This window comes from Leyella stercorea (assembly GCF_021531655.1).
Map to the genome: position 1 here is coordinate 1 of NZ_JADYUF010000019.1, position 23,789 is coordinate 23,789.

A 23,789-nucleotide genomic window follows, 5' to 3' on the forward strand; every position below is an offset into this window, starting at 1 on the left:
TAAACAGAATCCACATAGCCACTTTTCTACCGTTTAGAGCGTATAATACTGATAATCAACTAATAATAGATACGGCAGTTGTTCTGGCTTAACAAGCATTACAATCCCTTCTTCTGTTACCTCTTTGGGTAGTAGCTGCTTTGCCGGTTGTACAGGCTTAGCAAGCATCACAATCCCATCTTCAGTTACTTCTTTGGGTAAATGGTGCTTTTCTGACTGTTCAAACTTGACAAGCATCACAATCCCTTCTTCTGTAACTTCTTTGAGTGAAGGTTGCTTTAGTGGCTGTTCTGGCCTAACAAGCATCACAATCCCTTCTTCTGTAACTTCTTTGGGTAATAGCTGTTTTTATGAATGTTATGGCTTAACAAACATTACAATCCCTTCTTCTGTTTCTTCTTTGGGGTATAGCTGCTTTGAGAAGTGTTTTGGCTTAACAAGCATCACAATCCCTTCTTCAATTACTTATTTGGGTAGTATGTGCTTTTATGATTGTTCTGGCCTAACAAGCATTACAATCCCTTCTTCTGTTACTTCTTTGGGTGGTTGGTGCTTCGAGGAATGTTCTGAACTTAAAAAAGTCACATTCCAAGGCAAGCTTCCCAATAATACTATAAATTGTAGCTTGCTCTCTACTTGCATCATCTATGTTCCCAAGGCTTATCTTCAGGACTACAAGGATGTATTGGGTAGTAAGTACTCTTATATTTATGCATTAAAGGATAGTGAGTCTGGCGAACAGAAGCCTGAGCAATGTGCAGTTCCTGCCATTTCGTATGCTGACGGCAAATTGACATTTGCCTGCTCTACACCCAACGCCGAGTATCACTACACCATTACCGACTCTGATATTGCATCGGATGCATATTGCCAGGACGGAACAGTAAAGCTTTCGGCTGCTTACAACATCTCGGCTTACGCCACAGCCGACGGTTACAAGCCTTCTGACAAGGCTACTGCAACCCTCTATTGGGTGGAAGCCAATCTGCAGAACAACCCCACCAATATCAATCAGACAGCCACTCGCGGCATCATCGTTACTTCAAACGACGGTATCGTAACGCTCTCGGGTCTCAACAATGACGAGACTGTACGCTTCTATACAGTAGACGGCAAGCAGCTGGGTGCTGCCAAGGCTGTCAATGGCGCAGCATCGCAAGCCGTGTCAGAATCTGTTGTCATCGCCAAAATGGGCAATCAGACCATCAAGATTGCTGTAAAGTAAAAAATATTCAAAAAGCCATCCCTTTAATTGAGGGATGGCTTTTATATTGTCTGATTAGCAGCAAATGTTTTCTTCTCTACAATCTTATATGGATTTTTCAGTAATGTCTTGTCAAAGAAGCAAATTTGAATCTTATCAGCTTTGCCTAAAACCAACTTGTCTCCAGGAAATCTGACAACAGTCTTTTCAATGGTGTATGGGTGCGGCCAAACCCTTATAGCCTTATAATCAAACTCAGATAACTTTTTCATATAAGTGAGTACCACGGGAAAACTTACCGATTTTGTATTTAATTTAGCTTTGATGAATTCGGCACATGCTACAAATTCATCAAAATGCTTCATATCACCAACCAAATCATATAGCAAAGGTGAATGTTGGTCATACGTTGTGTGACAAATAATATATCCTTTTTGGCTGTAAACGGTATCTCCCCACCATTGAGCGTCTGTAATTCTTGTGTCCCAAAAATAATATCCCTCGCCAAGCCACGGCTCTTTTACACCACTTTTGGGTATGCCATTATCATCCCGTACATAACAAAAGAATGGACCATGTTCTTCAACCTCCCCATAGTTCTGTCGATCTTCGAGCGTCTGATATATGTCCGTATCTCTCATTACACTTAATCAATAATTTGGGTTTGTTTTTTTAGCTTTTCAGTAAGTCCCATTAGATTTACTGTAGGCAAAACAACAGGCTGAACATTTGCCTGCAAAGATATTGTGCTCACAAAAGCTCTAACGTATGGGAATATAATAGCAAGACTATTTGGATAAAAATAATCAGGTATATCTTCAATAGAGACCTTATTACCGAAAGAGAAAAAAGCTTCGCATGAAACTTTTACGACTTCTGTACCAGTCTCAACACATTCTACTGTAACATCAAACACTAAATCATAGTGTGCGTTTTTTGCATAAAACACACCTTTGGGATTGAAAGAAATATTCAACTCTGCATCATTGGGGATATTAAAATCCAATGATGCTTTTGTAAAGCGATAATTATATAATTTAAAAGCTGCCTTTTCCATATTTCCTTGTCTTATGCCGCAAAATAATACTGTGCATCTACAGCAAATCCATGATTCCCAGAATCTACTGACACATCATATCTGTGCGTTTCATTTTTAGATACAGAATTTGAATACGACACAGCAATACCAAATTGTTCCTTTACAAATTTGGCATACTCAATGACATCGGGACCAATCTCATTGAGATACTTTATCTCTTTCCAATCATTATCAAGAACTTCCTTCGGAGTGTTCTCGAAATAATTTTTAAGACTTTCAAAAAGATTACCCATAATCAATGTGTTTAATTGTTTTATAATGCAAAGTTATTGCTTTTATTTGTTAAAACGCCATTTTAATGTTGTCGGTTATCTACTTATACGAATATTTAACATAAAATGTCCTTAAAAGTCACAAAAGTATACCGATGGCAAGCTGACATTTGCCAGCTCTACACCTAACGCTGAGTATCACTACACCATCGCCGACACAGATATGGCATCGGATGCGTATAGCCAGGACGGCATAGTAAAGCTTTCGGCAGCTTACAACATCTCGACTTACGCCACAGCCGACGGTTATAAGGCTTCTGACAAGGCTACGGCAACCCTCTATTGGGTGGAAGCCAATCTGCAGAACACCACTACCAATATCAATCAGGCAACTACTCGCGGCATCATCGTTACTTCAAACGACGGTATCGTAACGCTCTCAGGTCTCAACAATGACGAGACCGTACGCTTCTTTACAGTTGACGGCAAGCAGCTGGGTGCTGCCAAGGCTGTCAATGGCACAGCATCGCAAGCCGTGTCAGAATCTATTGTCATCGCCCAAATGGGCAATCAGACCATCAAGATTGCTGTAAAGTAAAACACTCAAGTTTCGGATTTAGAATTCATTCAGTCATAGCATCGGCTATAAAGAGTTGTTGAAATAATCATTAGGCTTATATAAGGATGGGCTGGCAGGTTGCAGAGTGAAATCGCAATCTGTCAGCCCATAATTTATTGTGTATCCAGCAACGATAGCAGACATCTATCCACGTATGACGAGCATTCACGACAGCAGCCTATTTGACGGTAGCTTTGCAATGGACTTCATCAATTATGGCGACAAAATTATCTATTGTGCTATGTACCTGTATGTTGGCTACATCAACGAGGCAACCAACTTTGCTGAAAGCCAAGGTGGAGGCGGTAGCGATACCAAAGATTGGGGACGTGACAAGGACGAAGATGAAATAGAATGGATAAGACGGTGTTTGCGACAGGCGACAAAGATGATGAAGCCAATGAAGAGAAAAGGTTTGAGTAGATAAAATATTAAGGGAGGAGCGCATTTCGAACACGCCCCTCCCCAATTATTTTACAACTCGCAATGATCTTGCGAATCACTATCCTTAGTAACGACTTGAATAGTGAGACGAGTGTGAGCTATGCGAGCTGTGAGAACTGTGAGAAGAATGAGAACTGTGCGAATAGTGACCCGCAAGAGAACTCTTTACCATGTCAATGGCTTTCTGCAAGACCAAAGGCTGGTTCTTCTGTTTCTCAATTTGTGTTGTTTCGTCATTATTGCCCAATACGTTCATGATGTTATCAGAAACGTTGGCGCAATAACTCGTTGTAGCGATAAATGCCGAAACAAGCAAAAACATAAGTCTCTTCATTGATACCTCCGTTTTTAAATTTGACAATATTGTTAACAATTCACTCTGTACATGAATTTGTACATTCTATTTTGTGGATATGTGTACTTATGTTATTTTTATTTGTCGAGAAGAAACCTCCACATTCATTTCTAAGAACACATCCGTCGCAGACTGGAAGATAGACATCTTTCCATTCACTAATTGATTGCTTTGCAAATGGACGTAATTCTGGTGGAAGCACACATAATTGAGCATTGTAGATATAAGTCGTTATACCTCTGTCGTTCAACAGAAGTACAGCTTCTCTCAACTCATTATTATAACTATATGGGTCGATCCACAAGTCTTTTAAATTCGTCTCTGCCAACCCCGTAGTTTCCATCTGCATAAAAGCTACCTGAGTGACAAATGGGAAATTATGGTAGATATAATCGGCTAATTGCGGCAAACGCTTATATGTCTGATTGTGAATAACAACTCGCAAACCTATTTGTTGCCCGAACTGTGCCAAATTATACAAACCTTGAACCGTTTTGTAAAACGTCTTAGCTCCTACTATATGGTTATGGATAGAAGCTATATCTGAAAAGATAGGAATGTCTATTTGTAAATCATGATGGTTGCAAGCTGCTAACTTTGCAGCGTAGTCAATATCAGCAAATTTCACTCCATTGGATAGTATGCTTATGGCTGCTTTAGGACATGATTTTTTTATTTGGCGTATAATCTCAAATAATCTGTCACCAATCATAGTTGGCTCACCACCTGTAATTCCGACTTCTTGTGTATTCTTATCGAACAGTTTAATCAAATCTAGATTAAAATCTGTTCTGTCCTTCTCTTGCTGCACTGGAGGTTGAGGACACATGATACAACGATGATTACAACGAGCTGTAGCAAAGATTGCATTGGATGCAGAATTGATTTCATATAGAAAACACACATCTCCATTAGGGGATATGTTTATCACATCACCTTCATTGAAGTCTGAAATATTGTCAACTTTTATGCATGGTGTAGATATCTTGTCTGAGAAATCATGTGCTGAAATGATAGCCTTGTAACCTTTAGGCGTACTCTGCTCATTGGTCACAAGGATATATGCTGAACGGTTAAATATATTTTTACCGCTAAGTGTTACTCGTCCAAGAAGTTCCTCTGCGTTAGAGTTGTATAACGAATTTAATTGTTTCATATCTCACTATTTTATCCAAGACCAAAATATTCTATTTATCTCGGGATCATGTCTTTGAAGAAGTTCAAAGAGATAATGCATAATGGCTTTATTCTTCTTACACATCTCGTTTGTAGGACGATGACCAACCATATCTCCTTGCTCTGACATGTTTCTTACTGGGTCTGCACCACAGTAAGGTTGGAATACGCATTCTGCGCACTCCGGCAAGCACTCATTACAAGCATTACTGATTATCTCATGCAGTTTTTCTCCATTGAACATGCATTGGTATGAATCCTCATTTACATTGCCAAGTCTGAAATAATAGTTTTTGAATCGAGCCATCATTCTTCCTTCGTCAGCAACGTACACGCTGCCATCATAATCATATATTGCTCCAGCTATGCCAACACCTGCAGGAGATTGCAGGTCAACAAAGCCTGTCGCAAAAGGAGTCAGAATCCTGCGAAGAAGCAAGGCTGCATACCCCTCAACAAAGAATGTTCCTTTCTTGTTGAGTTCTATGATATAGTCCAACCCCTCTTTGTAGTTTTTTACAAAATCTTCTATTGGATAGGCTATCTTGTCCTTATGCTGTTTTGCAAAACCGTAAGGGTTTAATGCCCTTAGAAAGATATTATGGAAACCTAATCTGATGTATTCATCTATGATGTCCTTGAATCTTCCGAGGCTATACTTTGAAGTTGTCATTAAAGCGGATGCACATTCATCATCTCCCCAAATACCACGAATCATCTGTAGATTTTTCTCAAAGATAGCATGGTGGTCAAGATTTTTATTCTGGAGAGGTCTGTTTGTGTCATGCAAATCTTTTGGTCCATCCAAAGATGTAGAAATCATACAATTATGCTTCTTTAGGTACTTGACCATCTTCTCATTGAGCAAAGTAAGATTGGTGCAGATGACAAATTCTAATTCACGTTTCTTGAATAAGTTTTGCCATTCAGCTTCTTCTATGATATACTTCACCATTTCAAAATCGGTTGACGGGTCACCACCCTGAAACTCTATTTTGATACATGGAGAGGGAGACATGAAGATTGCCTTGACGATATTCTTTGCCGTCTTTTTGGTCATGTCCGCAGAATGATCTGTACTCTCATGTCTTTTTACCTGACAATAGATACAACTTGAATTACAACGTAAAGTTGGCACAACCATGTGCAAAGAAGTGAAATCTTCCAAGATACTCTTCTTTGTGCGGAATTTGGTTGCTAACATTTTTACAACATCTTCAACCTTGTCGGTCGTAGCGATTTGTTTTGACTCTATATCATAGAACAAGTCACTTGTAGGGTCAAGTTCTCCATTGACGAATTTGTGAAAGTCGTCATTCTTTAAGAATATGTATTCTCCAACATCATTCGATAGAAGATATTCTTCTTCGTTAAATCGAACGAAGCGGAATGGGAGTATTGTATAATCACTTTTCATTGAGTATATTGTAAATATTGTTCAATAAACTATCGTTGCAGATTAAATTGCGTTTAGTTGCATTGGGGGATTCTGTCCTATACAGATAGTAATATTTCCCATCTGTTTGAATATAATACACAAAATACTGATGTGTATGTATTGTGTCAAAACTTCCAAATTCAACAATATAGTATATTTTATAGCACCATTTGTTCACTTTCACCCCATCTATTTCCAATAATTTACACCTTTCAATACCATTTATGCTGCATCCACTCTTATTTATACCATTTCCTTTTAAAATGGCTTGTTTTATCAGAGCAATCTGTTGCTCACTTAGATTTAGTATTGAAGATGATTTTGTCTTAATATAATGATTATATGACACTCCAGAATAATGAGACATATGGGAGCCATGAGAACCATGCCCTAAATGTCTTGTCCCATTTGAAAGGGTAAATGCTTCATTTTTATTGACGAAGGCATGCAAAATGGAATATATTCCAGCATATATAGACAATATTAAGATAATTAATCTTCTCATTTTGATATGGGCTTAAATGCTTCCTCAACTATCAAATCACGAATATGTCCATACTTCTCCGTTGTAATCTCACGAAGTTGTTGGTCAATTAGGTCATTGCAGAATTGTTTGACTATATTCTCGTCAAGCGCACCATCTTTTGATTCAAAAATCACACAGACCTGTTTATCATTACTTGGAATTGTATTCTGATAAACAAAGTACTTGTCTGTATATCTGTAAATAGTAGCAGTTATAGCCTTTTCACTATATAAATTCAAGTCAATGATTACTTGAAAGCCACCTTTATCTGTCTTTGTGATTGGAACTTTTATACAGCTCATACCAACTATTCTTTTTGCCAACGGCTACCATATTGGCATGATTAACAAATGGTTGGTATATATACATGAAAACGTGGAGCCAGTCCTGTCACTCGTTCCACGCAGTAAAGGCTCTGGCATCGCCCAAGTTGTCGAAACGAGCAACGCCGAAAGCCCCACGCCTGTGTACGTATATAGAAAGCACTATTGACAACGAACGACAAAATCGCTCGAAGCCAATGAGGGCTGTATACAATACACCTCATGAGGCGTTCCCGTTGCTTTGTTCTTGACAACTTTACTCGAACTGCCAGATTCTTACTGCGTCAAAACCAAAGCGTACAGTTACGCCTTATATGTATATATGTCTGCCCAACCTCTGCCCATCGGGGCTTCCGGTATGGGTATAGACGTTACAAAGATAACACTTTTACTTTGAAAACCACCTTGTTTGGCAGGTAAAGTATGATTTTAAGCCCTGATTTAACATTATTAAATATGTCAAAGAATTCCACTTTTACGTGATTTTTCCTGCTAAAAAGCTTGTATTATCAATGATTGTTCGTATCTTTACAACGTCAGTCCTCGCCAAGCCTCTTAACAATGCTCAAATCGTGCGAGGCGTTTTTGTTTATACACATTTGAATATGGCGAATCTTATTCCCCTATACAAAACGGTTTGAATATTCAGAAAATCTCGTTAATTTGCTTGAATCTCGAGGTTTACAGATTTGTGACAGAAACAAAGCCATACAGTACCTTGACAATATTGGTTATTACAGATTGTCTGCTTATATGTATCCTTTGTTGAAGATGCCCAAAACAGCACATTTGTACAAGGAAGGGGCTACCTTCAAGAAGGTGATGATGCTTTATCGCTTTGACAAGAAACTATTGGAAACGTCAATGCCATTTATCGCAACATTAAACAAAATCGCATACGCAAGCGTATTGCCAAACGTTTTGGTTTACCTATAAATGTGTTTGAGTCATGGCTCACCCGAAATTGACTTAAAAGCTCTCGGCTTTCCACATGGATGGGAAACGGAACCATTATGGAGGTAATCTGTTGACGGCAAGCAGCTGGGTGCTGCCAAGGCAATCAATGGCACAGCATCGCAAGCCGTGTCCGAATCTGTTGTCATCGCCAAAATGGGCAATCAGACCATCAAGATTGCTGTAAAGTAAAAAATATATTGTTACGAAATACCAATCCCGAAGATGTTCCATGTAGGAATGTCTTCGGGATTTTTTATATAAATACAATAAACACCCCTTCTTTGCGTTATAAAAGTTGTAATATTACATAATTATATAACGTTTAAACTGAAATGATTGAATATATAAAGGGTGAGCTTGCCGAGCTCACCCCAGCACAGGCTATTGTAGAAGCCTATGGCGTGGGTTATGCGCTCAATATATCGCTCAACACTTACGAGAACATACAGGGCAAGAAGGATGTGAAGCTGTATGTACACGAGAGCCTTGTGACGGGTGGTCGTGACGACTCCTATACGTTCTTCGGATTTGCCACTAAGCAGGAGCGCGACCTCTACCGTCTGCTCATTACCGTGTCGGGAGTGGGAGCCAATACTGCTCGTATGATTCTTTCGGCAGCTCCTCCTGCCGAACTGGCTGGCGCTATATCGTCGGGCAACGAACGTCTGCTTAAGGGTGTGAAGGGCATCGGACTGAAGACGGCTCAGCGAATCATCGTTGACCTTAAAGACAAGATACTGTCGCTTGGTATTGCACAGGAAGTGTCAGCGGGTTCGGCTGCCGACTCTACCATACCCTCAGACGTGCGTGATGAGGCTGTGGCAGCACTCACAATGCTTGGATTCTCGCCCGCTCCTACAGCCAAGGTTGTCACGGCTATTCTTACCGACGACCCCTCATTGCCCGTTGAGCAGGTGGTGAAGCTGGCACTGAAACAGATAAAGTAACATTACGCGACTTTTGAAAATTCTTAACACCATATTACTATTCTTACGCAAAGGGCTGGCTATGGCATTGTCTGTCCGAACGTTTGTCGTCATACTCGTTATGGCGGCAATGGCTGCTTTTGCCATGTCGCAACGTCCGCAACGTCGCAATATACGTCAGGCGCATGCCGACACGATAGCCATCAAGGCGCAGCCGCTCATTGCCGACGACGACACCATACCCGACTCGCTTCTGCATCCACGCTGGCGCATACAGCGCACGCTGCCCATTACGCTCGACGACCTCAATCAGGGCGCCGCCGACCTGCAACGCCCCGACAATATGAAGCAGCAAGTGGAGTATGACGACTCGCTTGGACAGTATGTGGTAGGCCAGAAAATAGGCGGAACATATATAGCTGCGCCCGTTGTGATGACCGCACAGGAGTATATGCAATGGAGTGAGCGACAGCTTATGCGCAACTTCTTCCGCAAGAAGAACGACGAGATATATCAGGCTAAGGGCAAGGAGAAGTTCGACTTCAGCGACATGCACTTCGACCTGGGACCGGCTGAGAAGATATTCGGTCCCGGCGGTGTGCGCATACGTACACAAGGTACAGCCGAACTGAAGTTCGGAGCTACTCTGAAGAACATCGACAATCCGTCGCTTCCCATACGCAACCGCAAGACTACTACCATGGACTTTGACGAGAAGATAAACGTCAACGTCAACGGACGTGTGGGCGACAAGGTGAACATGAACCTCAACTACAACACCGACGCTACGTTCGACTTCGACGCCCAAAACTTGAAACTGAAGTATGAGGGCAAGGAAGACGAGATAGTGAAGCTCGTTGAGGCTGGCAACGTGTCGTTCCCCTCCAACTCGTCGTTGGTGAAGGGAGCCTCGTCGCTATTCGGATTGCGTACCGACCTGCAGTTCGGCAGGTTGAAACTGCAACTTGTAGCTTCGCAGAAGAAGTCGTCTACTACGAGCGTGTCATCCAAGGGAGGCAAGCAGCTCACGCCGTTTGAGATAGGAGCGGCTAACTATGAGGAAAACCGCCACTTCTTCCTTGCGCAGTTCTTCCACGACATGTATGACGACTGGATGCGCTCTCTGCCCAACATCACGTCGGGCATAAAGATTAACCGCATAGAAGTGTGGGCTACCAACAAGACCGCCACTACAGCCAACACCCGCAACATCATCGCCCTTGCCGACCTCGGCGAGAACACCCGTGTGTCAAATACGTCGTGGACTGTGACCGGACAGCCCGTACCGTCCAACGCAGCCAATACCGAGTATCAGAGCATGGTGAATCAGTATGCTGCCGCACGCGACATCGACCAGACATCGGCTACGCTCGACGCCATACCGGGATTTGAAGGCGGAGCCGACTATGAGAAACTTGAGAAGGCACGCTTGCTCAATTCGTCGGAGTATACCGTAAATACGGCTCTCGGATACATATCGCTCAAGACACAATTGCAGACCGACCAGGTGCTTGCCGTTGCCTATGAGTACACATACGGCGGCGTGACCTATCAGGTGGGCGAGTTTGCCGCCGACAATACTGATGCTTCGAAGGCGCTGTTCGTGAAGTCGCTCAAGAATACGAGCAACAATCCGCAGCAGGCCAACTGGGGCCTGATGATGAAGAACGTATATTATCTGGCTTCGTCGGTAGAGCGCGACAAGTTCCGCCTCGATGTCAAGTTCCAGAGCGATACGGCAGGCGTCTACCTTACTTATATACCCGAACCGCAGGTGAAGGGACAGACCATCATTAAGATGCTTGGTGCCGACCGCCTCGACAATAACAACAAGGCACACTCCAACGGATTCTTTGACTTCGTTGACGGCTATACCGTCACCAACGGTCGTGTGTTCTTCCCCGTTGCCGAACCCTTCGGCAAGTATATGTACAACTATCTCGTGCAGAAAGGAGTGGCTACAGACCAGGCTTCCAAATATGCCTTCACCGAACTCTACGATTCTACAAAGACCGTGGCGCGGCAGATAGCCGAGAAGGACAAGTATATGCTTACGGGACAGTTTCGCGGCACGTCAGCCAATGTTATTCAGACCGGTGCCTACAACATTCCGCAAGGCTCGGTAGTGGTAACGGCTGGTGGCATAGTGCTGGCTGAGGGTACCGACTACTCGGTTGACTATAATGCGGGAGAGGTGACCATTCTCAATCAAAGCATTATCGATGCCGGCACGCAGGTGAATGTGTCGCTCGAGAGCAACACCGACTATGGCATGCAGCGCAAGACCATGTTCGGAATGAACTGGGAGTACGACTTCTCGAAGAATTTCCAGCTGTCGGGTACCATACAGCATCTCTCCGAACAGTCGCTCACTAATAAGGTGGCTATGGGAGCCGAACCGCTCAACAATACCCTTTGGGGCATAAACATCAACTGGAAGCGCGAGAGCCAGTGGCTCACCAATATGCTCGACAAGCTGCCTTTGCTTCATCTCACGCAGCCGTCGCACATATCATTCACGGGCGAGTTTGCCCAACTCATAGCCGGACAGAGCCGAGGCACGCAGGACAATGCGTCGTATATCGACGACTTCGAAAACTCGAAAAACGCCATCGACGTGTCTACACCTACGTCGTGGGTTATCTCGTCTGTACCGTCGATGTTTCCCGAACAGGCCGACATGACCACGTTGCGTTCGGGCTTCAACCGCTCACGTCTGGCATGGTACACTATTGATCCATTGTTCACACGCCGCTCGTCGTCGCTCACGCCAAGTCACATCAAGAGCGACCTCGAACAGCTCAGCAACCATTACGTACGCGAGTTCTATGTCAACGAGCTTTTCCCCAACCGCGACCAGAGTTCGTACAACGGAGCTACGTCGACGCTGTCCATACTCAATCTTGCCTACTATCCCAACGAGCGCGGACCGTACAACTTCAATCCCGACCTTGCACAGGACGGAACGCTCAACAATCCGCAGCAGCATTGGGGCGGCATGATGCGCAAGCTCGACACCAACGACTTCGAGGCTGCCAATGTGGAGTACATCGAGTTCTGGATGCTTGACCCCTTCATCTATACACGTCGCGAGGGTAAGGCTTCGGAATATGGAGGCGACTTCTACATCAATCTTGGCGAGGTGAGCGAGGACATCTTGCGCGACGGCAAGAAGTTCTACGAGAGCGGAATGCCTATCGACGGATTGCAGGCTTACACCACAACGCAATGGGGCAAGGTGCCAAATCAAGCCACAACCACCTATGCCTTTGCTACATCGAAGGGCGCACGTGCCTTGCAGGACGTAGGTATGAACGGACTCAACGATGCCGAGGAGCAGAAGTGGGAACCGTATCAGCAGTTCTTGCGCGATATTCAGGGCAAAGTCAGCCCCGCCGTGTTCGATTCTATATGGGCAGACCCTGCCGGCGACAACTACCACTATTATCGTGGATCAGACCTCGACCGCATCCAGGCACCCATATTGCGCCGCTATAAGTACATCAACAACCCACAGGGCAACTCGCCCGACAACGAATCGCGCACCGAGAGTTACGACACTTCATACAAGTCTACGCCCGACGTTGAGGACATCAATCAGGACTACACGTTGGGCGAATACGAGAAGTACTTCCAATATAAGGTGTCGATACGTCCCGAAGACCTTGAAATAGGTCGCAACTATATTGTCGACAAGCGCACTACAACACGCCGATTGCGCAACGGCCAGAAGGAGTCGGTCGACTGGTATCAGTTCCGCATACCGCTACGTGAGTACGAGCGTAGGGTGGGGGGCATCACCGACCTCACATCGATACGTTTCATGCGTATGTTTCTCACCGGATTCAAACACCCCATCGTGCTGCGCTTCGGTACGCTCGACCTTGTTCGAGGCGAGTGGCGTGTCTACGAGCAGAACCTCGACAACTCGTATGCTTCTACCGGAAGCCTTCAGGTGAGTGCCGTCAACATCGAGGAGAACAACGACAAGACACCGGTCAACTACGTCCTGCCTCCCGGTATATCGCGCGAGCAGGACCCCACGCAGCCGCAGCTTGTAGAGAGCAATGAGCAGGCGCTGTCGATGACAGTCAACAATCTTGCTTCGGGCGAGTCGAAGGCTGTGTATAAGAACACGTCAATCGACATGCGTCAGTACAAGCGATTGCAGATGTTCGTGCATGCCAACTCGTTCGAGCAGAACATGACAAATCTTGAAAACGGACAGCTTTCGGTATTCATACGCCTCGGTTCCGACTACAAGAACAACTTCTATGAGTACGAGATTCCGCTGAAGCTCACACCTCATCGCAACGACTACAACAAATACTCTACTGCCGACCGTCTGCAGGTGTGGCCCAAGGACAATATGCTCGACATTCCGCTGTCGCTCCTCACCGGACTGAAGCGTGAGCGCAACAAGGCAAAGGCAATAGGACAGGCGTCGTACAATCGTCCGTACTCGGCTTACGATACCGATAATCCGCAGAACCGTATCACTATTGTCGGCAACCCGACGCTTGGTGATGTGAAGACTATGATTATAGGTGTGCGCAACAATTCAGCAAGCACAAAGAGTGGTGAGGTGTGGGTCAATGAGCTGCGCCTTAAGGACTACAACAGTTCGGGAGGTTGGGCTGCGCAGGGCAACCTCAATGTTCAGCTGTCCGACCTTGGCAATGTCAATGTGCAGGGACGCTATACTTCGGCTGGCTTCGGCGGACTGGAGGACGGTGTGGCACAACGCTCCACAGACGACTATTCCAACTACTCGGTTACGACAAACGTAGAGCTTGGCAAGTTCTTCCCCGACAAGGCTAAGGTTTCGGCTCCGCTCTACTACTCGGTGACCAAGGAGAAGACGTCGCCCAAGTACAATCCGCTCGACAACGACATGCTGCTCGACGAGGCTCTCGATGCCGCTGCCAACAAGCACGAGCGCGACTCGATAGAGAGCATTGCCGTGACCAAGGTGACGCAGACCAATCTTTCGCTCTCAAACGTGAGAGTTGGCATACAGACCAAGCGCCATCCTATGCCTTACGATCCTGCCAACTTCTCGTTCTCCTACTCGCATAGCCACAGCTACACTACGGGCGAGACTACGGTATATGAACGTGAGGACAACTGGCGTGGTGCAATGAACTATCAATGGAGTCCGGTGTACAAACCGCTCGAACCGTTCAAGAAGATCAAGTCGAAATCGAAGTGGCTCGACCTGCCACGCCGATTCGGATTAAACTGGTTGCCGCAGAACGTGGGCTTCAACACCGAGATAACGCGCAACTACTACGAACTGCAGGAGCGCGATATGGAGGCTACTGAGAATCAGAACCTGCCGCTGACATTTGCGTCGCAGTTCTTGTGGAACCGTGAGTTCAACCTGCGTTGGGACCTTACGAAGAATCTGCACATGAACTTCCAGAGTGCTACCAATGCCGAGATTGAAGAGCCCTACATGCCTGTCAATAAGGATTTGTATCCCGACCGCTACGAGGTGTGGAAAGACTCGGTGTGGACATCAATCAAGCACATGGGCACACCGCTCAACTACAACCAGCAGTTCCAGGCTTCGTACAAGTTGCCTATCAATCTGCTGCCCGTATTCGACTGGATTACGTCCGATGCCAGCTATACGGCATCGTACAATTGGGTGCGCGGTACCGACCTTGAAGACGGCACGTCGCTTGGCAATAACATAGCCAACAACCGTCAGGCTAATATCAACGCCCAGTTCAATATGGAGAAATTGTACAATCATATACCGTTCCTCAAGAAGACCAATGAGCGTTTCCGTCGCGACAGTTCGCGTAGCAATAAATCATCACAGAGTCGCAACAAGACATCGGGCAAGGATGCCAAGAACAATCGTCAGGCAGCACGCGATGAAAAGCTGCGCCGACAGTTGCCTAAGAACAAGCGGGCTTACGAGAAGGAGATAACCCTCTTGCCCGACACTACTCTTAAGGTTACGCATAGCCGTAAGACACGCCGCCTTATTGTAAGCGCCAAGACCGAAGACGGCAAGCCGTTCCGCTTGCGCTATCGTCGCCTCGACGACAATAACATACGTATAATGAATAAGGTGGATTCGGCGTTGAAGCTCAAGATAGCTGTGTCGGCCAAAGAGCCGCTTGACGAGAAACGATGGTATCGCGCAGCACAGTCGGTGGCACGTGTGCTCATGATGGTGCGCAATGTCAGTCTGAGCTATCGCAACCAGTATGCCATGTCGCTGCCTGGATTCAAGCCTATGATAGGTGATGTGTTCGGACAGCGTTCGGGTATGGGTGCCATGTCGCCGGGTCTCGACTTCGCCTTCGGATTCATAGGCGACGGATATATCGAGAAGGCACGTCGCAACGGATGGCTATTGATGAACGATTCGCTCGCTACGCCAGCTACTACCAATCGTACCGAGGAGCTGCAGCTGCGTGCTACGCTTGAGCCTGTGCGCAATCTTAAGATCGACCTTACTGCCACACGCACCGTCACCACGGCTCGCTCGGTACAGTATATGTACGAAGGCAATCCAACAACGCAGAGCGGTACGTTCACAATGACTACTACATCGCTTCGTAGTGCGTTTGAAGGTTCGGGCAATGCCAATAACGGCTATCGTTCAAAGTCGTTCGACAGGTTCTGCTCGTCGCTCGACAGGATACGCAATCGTGTTGAGGCTCGTTATGCAGGAGCCGTCTATCCTGCCGGAACAGCATTGGCTGGCAAGCCTTTCAATGCCGAGAATGGTGGAGTGAGCCGTTACAGTGCCGATGTCATGGTGCCGGCATTCCTCTCGGCTTACACCGAGATGGGCGACGGCGGACTGTCGATATTCCCTTCGCTCTCGCATCTGCTGCCCAACTGGACATTAAGATACAGCGGACTTTCGAAGCTGCCGTGGGTGCGCGACGTGTTCAAGAGCGTCAACATAAGCCACGCCTACAAGAGCGTTTACGCCGTTGGCTCGTATGCTTCGTACAGCACATATATGGAGTATATGAACGGTCTGGGCTTCATCAACGATGCCACAACCGGAATGCCCGTGCCCAACTCGATGTTCAACGTGTCGACCGTCAGCATCAACGAGGCGTTCTCGCCATTGCTCGGCATCGACGTGACGCTGCAGAACAACATGACCATCAAGGCAGAGTATCGTACCACACGCGTCATGAGCCTTAGCATGACATCGGTACAAATCAATGAGGCGTCGTCGCACGACTGGGTTATAGGCGCTGCCTATACGCTCAACAACTTCAATCCGTTCGGTGGCAATCGCCATCGTCGTGTGCGCCAGCGTGGTCGTTCAACGGTAGCTGGTGCGTCGCAGCAGAAGACGGGCTCTAACAGTCGCAACACTTCGTCAAGCGGAGTGAACAACGACCTCAAGCTGCGCCTCGACCTCAGTCTGCGCAAGCAGGCATCGATAACCCGCGACATCGCCACGATGACCTCGGCAGCCAACAGCGGCAATACGGCGTTCAAGCTGTCGTTCTCAGCCGACTACACCTTGTCGCGTATGCTCACCATGAGCTTCTACTACGACCGCCAGACCAACACCCCGTTGCTTTCGTCGAGCAGTTATCCTACTACGACACAAGACTTTGGTTTGAGCATGAAATTCTCGCTGACAAGGTAAACGGTAAGCTCAGTTTGGGTAGCCGATAATAGCTGCAAATATAAGACAAGCGGTAAAAAAGTGTTACAAAACAAAAATCGATTCCAGAGATTTCGGAAGCCGATTTTATAGCTTTTCGTAGGGTGCGACATCATCCTACACTTCAATTTGGGCTTCTTTGCTCTTCAAATGGATTACATTTGGAGAGCAAAGAAGCCCAAATTGCATTGTAAAAGAGCCTCAAATGGATGGCAAAAGTACTCCTTTTGCAATGAAAAGGATATCTTTTCAGTCTCATAGAATTGCACATTCCGGCTCTCGTCGCACATAAAGCTGTGGGCAACAGCAATATAACGCTGCACGCGTAAAACTCGAGAATTTCGAGCCAAAGATTTCATAACACGCTCAACTCATAGTTTTGAGCGGTTAGAAATGCAAATATTGTACAGTCAGGCGTAGGGGGCTATGGCGTCCCCGCCGTAGTCTGGGCAAACAATAGCGTAAGTCGTATCTCTTGCGCAGCATCATTCCGAACAGCTTGCCATACAACCGTTTAGCAAGAACCAGCTTGATGCACGCTTCCAGTACCGTTTTCAGTACCGCCTAACTGGTACTGGAGTTTCATATAGGTGGTACTGGAGTTTCACCTAACTGGTACTGGAGTGTTACTTATGTGGTACTGGCAAAGAACTTATATGCATAAATCCTGCATCCCGATTGATGTGTTCCTCGTATTTATCAAAATCCATTCTGGAGTCAGCTCCTACCTTTTCAAGCATCAGTCTTATCACTTCTGTTCAAATCTCGTTTATTATTTGTATATTTGCAACAAATAATATAATGTGAAAATTATGAAGATACTTCCATACATCGGTTTCTGCTTCCTTATGCTTTGTGCATTGTGCACAGGCATAAACAGCTATAACAGAACTAAAGGCATGATAGCGCAGGACGTTAATCGTGCATTGGGGCAAGTGCTTGCGAAGATGCCTGACAATGTGGTCACTACAGATACCATACGTTGCTATCGCAACTGCCTGACTATTGCCGAATTGAAAGATACGGCAGGTATAGCCATGCGTACTGTGCGTAGGGATGGACGCTTGGAGACAAAGCTTGTGGCTGAGGCTAACTGTAGCTTTGCCACTACATTCATGTTGTCCGACCAGAAGGCTTCGGGTTCTATCTTGTTTGTTGGGATGCTATGGCTATTGGGCAGTCTGTGGTACGTCAGGAGGAATAGGCCAAAGCTGATAGTGCAAGGTCTGTCGTATGGAGGCATAGTATACCATAACGATAAGTTTATGACGCAATCGGGCGAGCAGATACATCTTACACCTATGCAGCATTCCTTGCTCAAGATGTTCATAACCGCCGACACTCATACACTATCCAAACAGGAGATTTGCGACCGGTTATGGCCAAAGAAGCCGGATGCCAATGACACGCTCTACACCCTGATAAGACGCATAAAACCTATTATAGAGGCTCATAGCGCGTTGAAGATAGAATCGGGCAGAGGCAAGAGCTATAGCTTGATACTCAAATAGATAGGATTTTGGTCAGCCAATTGTCAGGGAGATGTCAGCCAGAATAATTGGCTTTCTTGCAAGGAGAATATAAATTTGCACCAAAAACAAAAAAAACATGGTGCAAATGAAACGATTGGTTACACTTTCAATTATTCTGTCTTCCACATTCTATGCTTTTGCTCAGGATGTGGAGAAGACTGTCACGCTCGACGAAGTGACAGTAAAAGCAGCCAAGGTTGTGAACAAGGCCGACGGTATGATAATCTACCCTACCGATGCTCAGAAACAATCTTCGAACAATGGCTACAGCATTATTGAGAAACTCACACTTGCCAATCTTCGTATCGACAATATCAGCCATTCTATTACTGCCATCGACAATAGGGGAGGAGTTCAAATTAGAATAAATGGTATCGTGGTTGGCAAACCGGATATGTTGGCTCTCAATCCAAAGGATATCTCCAAGATAGACTTCATCAACAATCCCGGCGTTCGTTATGGTGACGGCATAGCCTATGTCATAGATATCGTAACACGCAGGAACGGGACCGGATATACCGTTGGCATGGACCTTACCTCGGCGCTTACCACGTTGCAGGGCGATGACATGGTTTATGGTAAATGGAACAAGGGCAAGAGCGAATTGTCGTTTTCGTATGACGTGAGCGGGTATAAAACCAAAGGCGAAAAGAGCAAGCAGTCGGCAGATTACACCTTGACAGATGGTAGTATCTATACAATAGAACGAAACGATGTGGAGTCGCTTCGTAAATCCATATCGCATGACGCAAAGCTAACCTATAACTGGTCAGACTCTACAGCCACAGTCTTTCAGGCATTATTGAACGGAGCATTCAACAACACTCCCGACAATTATACTGTTAAGGACATTGTGGACGGCACTCGCCAATATAAAGCAACAAGTAGAGCGAAAGACAAGAGCTATTCGCCCGTATTGGATATCTATTTCTTCCGTCAGCTTACCCCACGTCAGTCTGTTACCGCAAATGCTGTAGCCACTTATATCTCCACACAGACAAGCAGTTATTATGACGAGGGCAAACCTTATAAATATGATGTGGATGGCAAGACGGCTTCTCTGCTTACAGAGGTAATCTACGAGAACCGACTGAAGCCTTTCACTTTCTCTACAGGCTTGAATAACAGCTATAAGTACATCAAGAACAACTATCTTGGTGACGCTTCCTCTTTGACCAAGACCAACAACAACCGCCTATATGCCTTTGCCGAAATCAAGGGCATGCTCCAACCGTTTAGCTACACATTAGGAGCTGGCGCAAGTTATATTCATTACACTCAGAATGGGCACAAATACAACTTCTGGACTTTCCACCCAAAGGCATCTCTGACATATCAGATTAGTAATAGCATGCAGCTGAGCTATACTTTTGGGATGCAGGACAAAGTCTCGCGCATAGCCATGACGAGCGATGCTATGGTTCGTACAAACAGTATGGAATGGACAGCAGGTAATCCCGATTTGAAACCTTCGCACGATATGGAGCATCGCCTACATGTTTCATACAACACAAGTCGCTTGCAGACCTTCGTTGAAGGTTATTATAAACAATGTCTAAAACCGAACATGGCTCACTATGAGCGAACTGACGGCAATAAGTTTCTTTATACCCAAATAAACCAAAAGGAGATAGACGTATTGAATATTATGGCATACGCCAGCTATTGGCTCTTGCCCGAAAAACTCCAAATTGCAGCCAATGGAGGAATATATAGATGCTTCAATTTCGGCTACGACTATACGCATTGCTATACCTCATGGTTCTATGCAAGCAGCATCACGGCTTATCTCGGCAACTTCACGTTGCAAGGCTATGTTGACAACGGCAATCGGTTCTTGGAGGGTGAATCAAAAGGCTACAACGGAGCCTATTCGGTACTGAAAGCATCCTACACATGGCGCGACTTGCAGTTCTCGTTGTCATGGGCAAATCCATTCAACAAAAACTACAAGTCGTACGAGAACGAATTGCTCAATCGCAATATCTATAAGCATACAGTAGGCAACTCAAAGGCCAACAGCAATCTGATCTCCTTGAATATCTCATGGCGACTGAGCCATGGCAGCAAGCATAAGTCGGCAGAAAAGAAAATAAACCTACGCGATACGGATAATGGCATTATAAAATGAAAAAATCTTTACCCCAGTTCGGGATAATTTTACACGAGTTGTGGCTAATGTATAAGTCGGGCTTGTATTAAAAACAAAAAGAGGTAACTATCTAAACATTAGATAATTACCTCTTTGTGGAGCTGGTGGGATTCGAACCCACGTCCAAACAGGGAAACCATATGCTTTCTACATGCTTATTCCAGCCTTCGGTTTTCGTGCTGCGACAAGACCTGGACCACCAATCGCAACCTTATCCTCTAAAACTTCATCCGTGTACCGAGGCATACACAGACTATTTCCGATTTACCTGCACCGCTTGACCCTCAGATTCGGAACAACATCCTTGGAGCGATGTCTCGTTCCGCCAACCTTGTGGCGGAATAAAGCTAATCTACTGTACTTCGATTAAGCAGCGAGAGCGTAGTTGTTTTCGCCAATTAAATTGTTGATCACTCAGATTAAGGAGCTAGCCATCGAGGCTCCGCATGCTTACATACCATTTCATCCCGCTGTCAAATCCAGTCAACCCCGAGATGTTGTATATTAACTTTGCAAAGTTAGTACAAATGACTGAAACTGCAAAATAAAATGGCAGGATTTTGCATGTAGACTGTCTCGGTGAGCCCTTTATAATTACGACCTATTTCAACCTTAAGTGGGTATATTGGGTCGTAAAAAGGTCGTAATTAAGAAATTAGGTCTTATTACGACCTTATTATCCACTTTCGTCCTTTGGTTGTTATTAATTCATTTTCATCCATCTCAACAAGCAATTTGCCCACCATACGCAGTTGCTGTTCGTCTGTTTTGTTGGAAGGAAGTACATCCCTCAAGTATTCATAAATACTGTCTCGCTTTGCCCCTTCGTCACCTGCGTTTTGTAAAAATTGCAGTATCATCTGGCGTAATTTCTCCTTGTCCAATCCTTTTGTTTTTGTATAAGAAGGAAGTTGATGCGTGTTTTTGGCAATGCTAAGAGAAATGCTGTAATGGGGAGCATCACCTTCAATAAGTCCACGTTTGAGCAAGTCTTGAGCTATATCCTCATGAATGGTTCTGCCTTTTTGTACTGCGTCTAGCGAGATACAGTCCCATAGAGAAAGAGTGTTGTTTGTCTTTAGCAAGTCAGTATATCGCTTGTTGATTTCATTGCCATAGATGCGGACAACGACTTTCTTCTTTATCGGGTCAATCTCATAATCAGGCATAGGAAAATGTCTGCGCCATTGCTCATTGAACATTTTCTTAATACCACGACTTACGGTATCAATCATGTTGAAATCCACCATTGCCCTGCATAAACATTCATTGCGGAAATGCGTCTGAGGCTCTTCGTTCCTCAAAACATTCTCCAAAGTACCGGGATGAATGTGCCTGCATTGGAATAATACAGATATCCTGGATTCTCCACGAAGTTGATACGCTGCTGAAGAGTGTAGTCTTGATGGGCAATACAATTATGAAGAGCCTCGCGAATGGTGTAGTCGTCATACTGCTTCATCGTGTCGGGGAAAAGCGTGCCTCCTGGCATCTCACGTAATGTCAGATTCTCAATCTTTGATAGTATTTCGTCCACCGTTAATATAAAAGGTACTGTGAAGTGTTCGTAGTCAACCACTTCCTGATTCTTGTCTCTGCGTGTCCATGTAACCTGTGCAACTGCAGGACGTAGTTTGAAAGCGGATTCGTATTTGCCCAACAAAATGATAGCTGCCCGAGTTATGCCTCCGTTTCTTGTTAATCCACACTTGCTTAGGAAGGTTTGAACATTCCAAGCATTCACTTCTTCCGTAGGTATGCGACTATGAACCTTCTTGAACATCATTCGAGCCTTGGCAATAGCAACCTCATCCAAATCGTCTATTGTAGCATCAGGAACAATTTCCGCAGACCAATCCTTTGCTGTATAGATAGGCTCCTCGAGGATGACACTCATCCTTTCGTTAGTCATTTCAACCAAAGAATCCTCTATCCGTTGCCATGCCTTCTTGTGGGCAAGGACAGGGCGACGAGGTAAGTGCTTTGGAATATGTATTATCCATACTCGCTTGTTTGTATCATCGGTTATAAACTCCTCTATGCTTAGACCTTCAGATGAAAGATAAGTGCATTGTTCTGTGAGTTTGAACGTTGCCGACTGTGTGTTAGCTGGTTGCCCATTAAAGGTTAGCTTCGAAATATCAGTCCCGACTATTTCAAGCGTCTTATCCTTTATACCAATCACAAGATGTCCACCCTCCATATTGGCAATAGCTGACACGTAGGATATAACATCATCCTTCTCGTCCCCACAGAACGAGTTCTTCAAGTTCTTAAATTCCTTCCATTCACAGCGAGCATTCTCTTGTGGGTACTCACGGCGGAGGTATTGTTGTAGTTCGAGTTCTAGCATAAATCAATGAAGGTCTTTGAAATTATAGTAGTTGTAGAACCTGTTATGCAAATTCTCCAGTAACAGTTTAATGTTATAAGCCATTATTGATCTCGTTGAATCAGTAATGGGGATGTTTAATTGTTCCAACTGATTATCCACCAGACTAGTAATATTCCTATTAGGATTAAATGTTTCGTCAAAAACGCTTTCAGCAGATAATACTTGAAAAGGAGAATACCCATTATCATCCTTCACTTCATTTTGCAAGGCAGTGAGGGCATGTGAAATATCTAGTAAATTGAAATATTTGTCGTAAAAGGCGAGAAAGCCTCTGTATATTTCGTCAGAAGTAACCTTTCTCGTTGTACAGATAAACGCTCTGTATGGAACACGTTTTTCAAGATTTATCGAAGAAATCATGGCAATACTCTTACACATAGCCATCACAACAAATAACAAGTGTCCCGTTTTAATATTAAGAGGTCTAATGATATCGTAGAAATCCTTCCATTTAAGAATTTCTCCATTATTAAAACCGACCCCTTCGTTACAGCCGTGAGTCTCGAGTTGTAGGGTAAGAATTTCCCCTTCCGACAGCGAATTTTCAATGTTTAGTACTGCCAAACGAAAATCATCTGAGGAATTGACATCATAAAAGGAAGAGAATGATTCACTTTTATGATATTCTTTATACTTTAGAACATCATGATACAAAATTTCCCCTGTTTTGTAATCGTTGGTATTCAGTGACTGTATCACAACGATACCCCATCGCTTTATCTCTGTATTAGGTTTATTCATTATCAAAGCCTCCTTTAAAAATGATAACTATTA

General features: G+C 44.9%; 17 protein-coding genes, 1 other RNA gene and 3 pseudogenes. 9 read left to right on the plus strand and 12 right to left on the minus strand.

What is annotated here, in order from left to right:
* Positions 1–124: 124 nt before the first annotated feature.
* Both I6E49_RS14615 and I6E49_RS14620 read left to right on the plus strand, forming a co-directional pair.
* Positions 125–625: pseudogene (locus tag I6E49_RS14615) on the plus strand (leucine-rich repeat domain-containing protein); the annotation flags it as partial.
* The gene (locus I6E49_RS14620) at positions 626–1,225 is read left to right on the plus strand and encodes a hypothetical protein (protein ID WP_235401277.1); all 600 of its coding nucleotides are present in this window, start codon (positions 626–628) and stop codon (positions 1,223–1,225) included.
* A gap of 41 nt (positions 1,226–1,266) precedes the next feature.
* Here the strand turns inward: I6E49_RS14620 and I6E49_RS06995 are convergent, their stop codons facing one another.
* From I6E49_RS06995 to I6E49_RS07005, 3 genes are read right to left on the minus strand one after another with little or no spacing between them, the layout of a single operon-like run.
* A complete protein-coding gene (locus I6E49_RS06995; protein ID WP_235401279.1) occupies positions 1,267–1,845 on the minus strand; it encodes a hypothetical protein in 579 nt (192 codons plus the stop codon).
* 5 nt (positions 1,846–1,850) lie between these two features.
* Positions 1,851–2,261: a protein-export chaperone SecB gene (locus tag I6E49_RS07000; RefSeq protein ID WP_235401281.1), complete on the minus strand. Its 411-nt coding sequence runs from the start codon at positions 2,259–2,261 to the stop codon at positions 1,851–1,853.
* Positions 2,262–2,272: 11 nt separating this feature from the next.
* Positions 2,273–2,536 (minus strand): recombinase, encoded by a 264-nt coding sequence (locus I6E49_RS07005; RefSeq protein ID WP_235401283.1) that lies wholly within the window; start codon positions 2,534–2,536, stop codon positions 2,273–2,275.
* 202 nt (positions 2,537–2,738) lie between these two features.
* Here I6E49_RS07005 and I6E49_RS07010 point away from each other — a divergent pair, with 202 nt between their 5' ends.
* Entirely contained in the window at positions 2,739–3,113 is a 375-nt protein-coding gene (locus I6E49_RS07010; protein WP_235401285.1) for a hypothetical protein, read from the plus strand.
* Positions 3,114–3,252: 139 nt separating this feature from the next.
* Positions 3,253–3,561, plus strand: coding sequence for a hypothetical protein (locus I6E49_RS07015; RefSeq protein WP_235401288.1), 309 nt, complete (start codon positions 3,253–3,255; stop codon positions 3,559–3,561).
* A gap of 81 nt (positions 3,562–3,642) precedes the next feature.
* On the opposite strand, the gene hxsA2 is transcribed toward I6E49_RS07015, so the two are convergent.
* The 5 genes from hxsA2 to hxsD are packed head-to-tail and all read right to left on the minus strand — an operon-like array spanning position 3,643 to position 7,396.
* Positions 3,643–3,912, minus strand: coding sequence for a His-Xaa-Ser repeat protein HxsA2 (gene hxsA2 / locus I6E49_RS07020; protein ID WP_094881249.1), 270 nt, complete (start codon positions 3,910–3,912; stop codon positions 3,643–3,645).
* Positions 3,913–3,952: 40 nt separating this feature from the next.
* Positions 3,953–5,089, minus strand: a complete 1,137-nt coding sequence (gene hxsC, locus I6E49_RS07025; protein ID WP_235401291.1) for a His-Xaa-Ser system radical SAM maturase HxsC — start codon at positions 5,087–5,089, stop codon at positions 3,953–3,955.
* A gap of 6 nt (positions 5,090–5,095) precedes the next feature.
* Positions 5,096–6,526, minus strand: coding sequence for a His-Xaa-Ser system radical SAM maturase HxsB (gene hxsB, locus I6E49_RS07030; protein WP_235401294.1), 1,431 nt, complete (start codon positions 6,524–6,526; stop codon positions 5,096–5,098).
* Positions 6,516–7,052: a hypothetical protein gene (locus I6E49_RS07035; RefSeq protein WP_235401297.1), complete on the minus strand. Its 537-nt coding sequence runs from the start codon at positions 7,050–7,052 to the stop codon at positions 6,516–6,518. Before I6E49_RS07035 ends, hxsB begins: the two co-directional genes overlap by 11 nt.
* On the minus strand, positions 7,049–7,396 hold the full coding sequence (gene hxsD, locus I6E49_RS07040; RefSeq protein ID WP_235401300.1) for a His-Xaa-Ser system protein HxsD: 348 nt from the start codon (positions 7,394–7,396) through the stop codon (positions 7,049–7,051). Before hxsD ends, I6E49_RS07035 begins: the two co-directional genes overlap by 4 nt.
* Positions 7,397–8,008: 612 nt before the next feature.
* Here hxsD and I6E49_RS14745 point away from each other — a divergent pair.
* Positions 8,009–8,248 (plus strand): annotated as a pseudogene (locus I6E49_RS14745) (Abi family protein); the annotation flags it as partial.
* 159 nt (positions 8,249–8,407) lie between these two features.
* Here I6E49_RS14745 and I6E49_RS07050 read toward each other — a convergent pair.
* Complete coding sequence (locus I6E49_RS07050) at positions 8,408–8,584, minus strand: hypothetical protein (protein WP_235401306.1); 177 nt, start codon at positions 8,582–8,584, stop codon at positions 8,408–8,410.
* Between the two features lie 101 nt (positions 8,585–8,685).
* On the opposite strand from I6E49_RS07050, the gene ruvA reads away from it, so the two are divergent.
* The 4 genes from ruvA (at position 8,686) to I6E49_RS07070 (ending at position 20,599) form a co-directional block, all read left to right on the plus strand.
* Positions 8,686–9,300 carry a Holliday junction branch migration protein RuvA gene (gene ruvA / locus I6E49_RS07055; RefSeq protein ID WP_235401309.1) on the plus strand — a complete coding sequence of 205 codons (615 nt, stop codon included), beginning with the start codon at positions 8,686–8,688 and terminating at the stop codon, positions 9,298–9,300.
* A 61-nt stretch (positions 9,301–9,361) separates the two neighbouring features.
* Positions 9,362–16,918 (plus strand): cell surface protein SprA, encoded by a 7,557-nt coding sequence (gene sprA, locus I6E49_RS07060; protein WP_235401310.1) that lies wholly within the window; start codon positions 9,362–9,364, stop codon positions 16,916–16,918.
* Positions 16,919–17,748: 830 nt separating this feature from the next.
* A complete protein-coding gene (locus I6E49_RS07065) occupies positions 17,749–18,447 on the plus strand; it encodes a helix-turn-helix domain-containing protein (protein ID WP_235401311.1) in 699 nt (232 codons plus the stop codon).
* Positions 18,448–18,553: 106 nt separating this feature from the next.
* The gene (locus I6E49_RS07070) at positions 18,554–20,599 is read left to right on the plus strand and encodes a TonB-dependent receptor (RefSeq protein ID WP_235401312.1); all 2,046 of its coding nucleotides are present in this window, start codon (positions 18,554–18,556) and stop codon (positions 20,597–20,599) included.
* A 114-nt stretch (positions 20,600–20,713) separates the two neighbouring features.
* On the opposite strand, the gene ssrA is transcribed toward I6E49_RS07070, so the two are convergent.
* The 3 genes and pseudogenes from ssrA to I6E49_RS07085 form a co-directional block, all read right to left on the minus strand.
* Positions 20,714–21,111, minus strand: a transfer-messenger RNA (tmRNA) gene (ssrA, locus tag I6E49_RS07075).
* Positions 21,112–21,285: 174 nt separating this feature from the next.
* Positions 21,286–22,973, minus strand: a pseudogene (locus tag I6E49_RS07080) (RNA-binding domain-containing protein).
* A gap of 3 nt (positions 22,974–22,976) precedes the next feature.
* Positions 22,977–23,756 (minus strand): hypothetical protein, encoded by a 780-nt coding sequence (locus I6E49_RS07085; RefSeq protein WP_235401314.1) that lies wholly within the window; start codon positions 23,754–23,756, stop codon positions 22,977–22,979.
* Positions 23,757–23,789 lie beyond the last annotated feature (33 nt).

What these genes read in the sequence shown, in the direction of transcription:
- I6E49_RS07085 (WP_235401314.1), bottom strand. Translation starts at nt 23,756, where the DNA reads ATGAATAAACCTAATACAGAGATAAAGCGATGGGGTATCGTTGTGATA.
- I6E49_RS06995 (WP_235401279.1), bottom strand. Translation starts at nt 1,845, where the DNA reads ATGAGAGATACGGACATATATCAGACGCTCGAAGATCGACAGAACTAT.
- hxsC (WP_235401291.1), bottom strand. Translation starts at nt 5,089, where the DNA reads ATGAAACAATTAAATTCGTTATACAACTCTAACGCAGAGGAACTTCTT.
- I6E49_RS07035 (WP_235401297.1), bottom strand. Translation starts at nt 7,052, where the DNA reads ATGAGAAGATTAATTATCTTAATATTGTCTATATATGCTGGAATATAT.
- I6E49_RS07000 (WP_235401281.1), bottom strand. Translation starts at nt 2,261, where the DNA reads ATGGAAAAGGCAGCTTTTAAATTATATAATTATCGCTTTACAAAAGCA.
- I6E49_RS07050 (WP_235401306.1), bottom strand. Translation starts at nt 8,584, where the DNA reads ATGGAACATCTTCGGGATTGGTATTTCGTAACAATATATTTTTTACTT.
- hxsB (WP_235401294.1), bottom strand. Translation starts at nt 6,526, where the DNA reads ATGAAAAGTGATTATACAATACTCCCATTCCGCTTCGTTCGATTTAAC.
- ruvA (WP_235401309.1), top strand. Translation starts at nt 8,686, where the DNA reads ATGATTGAATATATAAAGGGTGAGCTTGCCGAGCTCACCCCAGCACAG.
- hxsA2 (WP_094881249.1), bottom strand. Translation starts at nt 3,912, where the DNA reads ATGAAGAGACTTATGTTTTTGCTTGTTTCGGCATTTATCGCTACAACG.
- I6E49_RS07070 (WP_235401312.1), top strand. Translation starts at nt 18,554, where the DNA reads ATGAAACGATTGGTTACACTTTCAATTATTCTGTCTTCCACATTCTAT.
- sprA (WP_235401310.1), top strand. Translation starts at nt 9,362, where the DNA reads ATGGCATTGTCTGTCCGAACGTTTGTCGTCATACTCGTTATGGCGGCA.
- I6E49_RS07005 (WP_235401283.1), bottom strand. Translation starts at nt 2,536, where the DNA reads ATGGGTAATCTTTTTGAAAGTCTTAAAAATTATTTCGAGAACACTCCG.
- I6E49_RS07065 (WP_235401311.1), top strand. Translation starts at nt 17,749, where the DNA reads ATGAAGATACTTCCATACATCGGTTTCTGCTTCCTTATGCTTTGTGCA.
- I6E49_RS07010 (WP_235401285.1), top strand. Translation starts at nt 2,739, where the DNA reads ATGGCATCGGATGCGTATAGCCAGGACGGCATAGTAAAGCTTTCGGCA.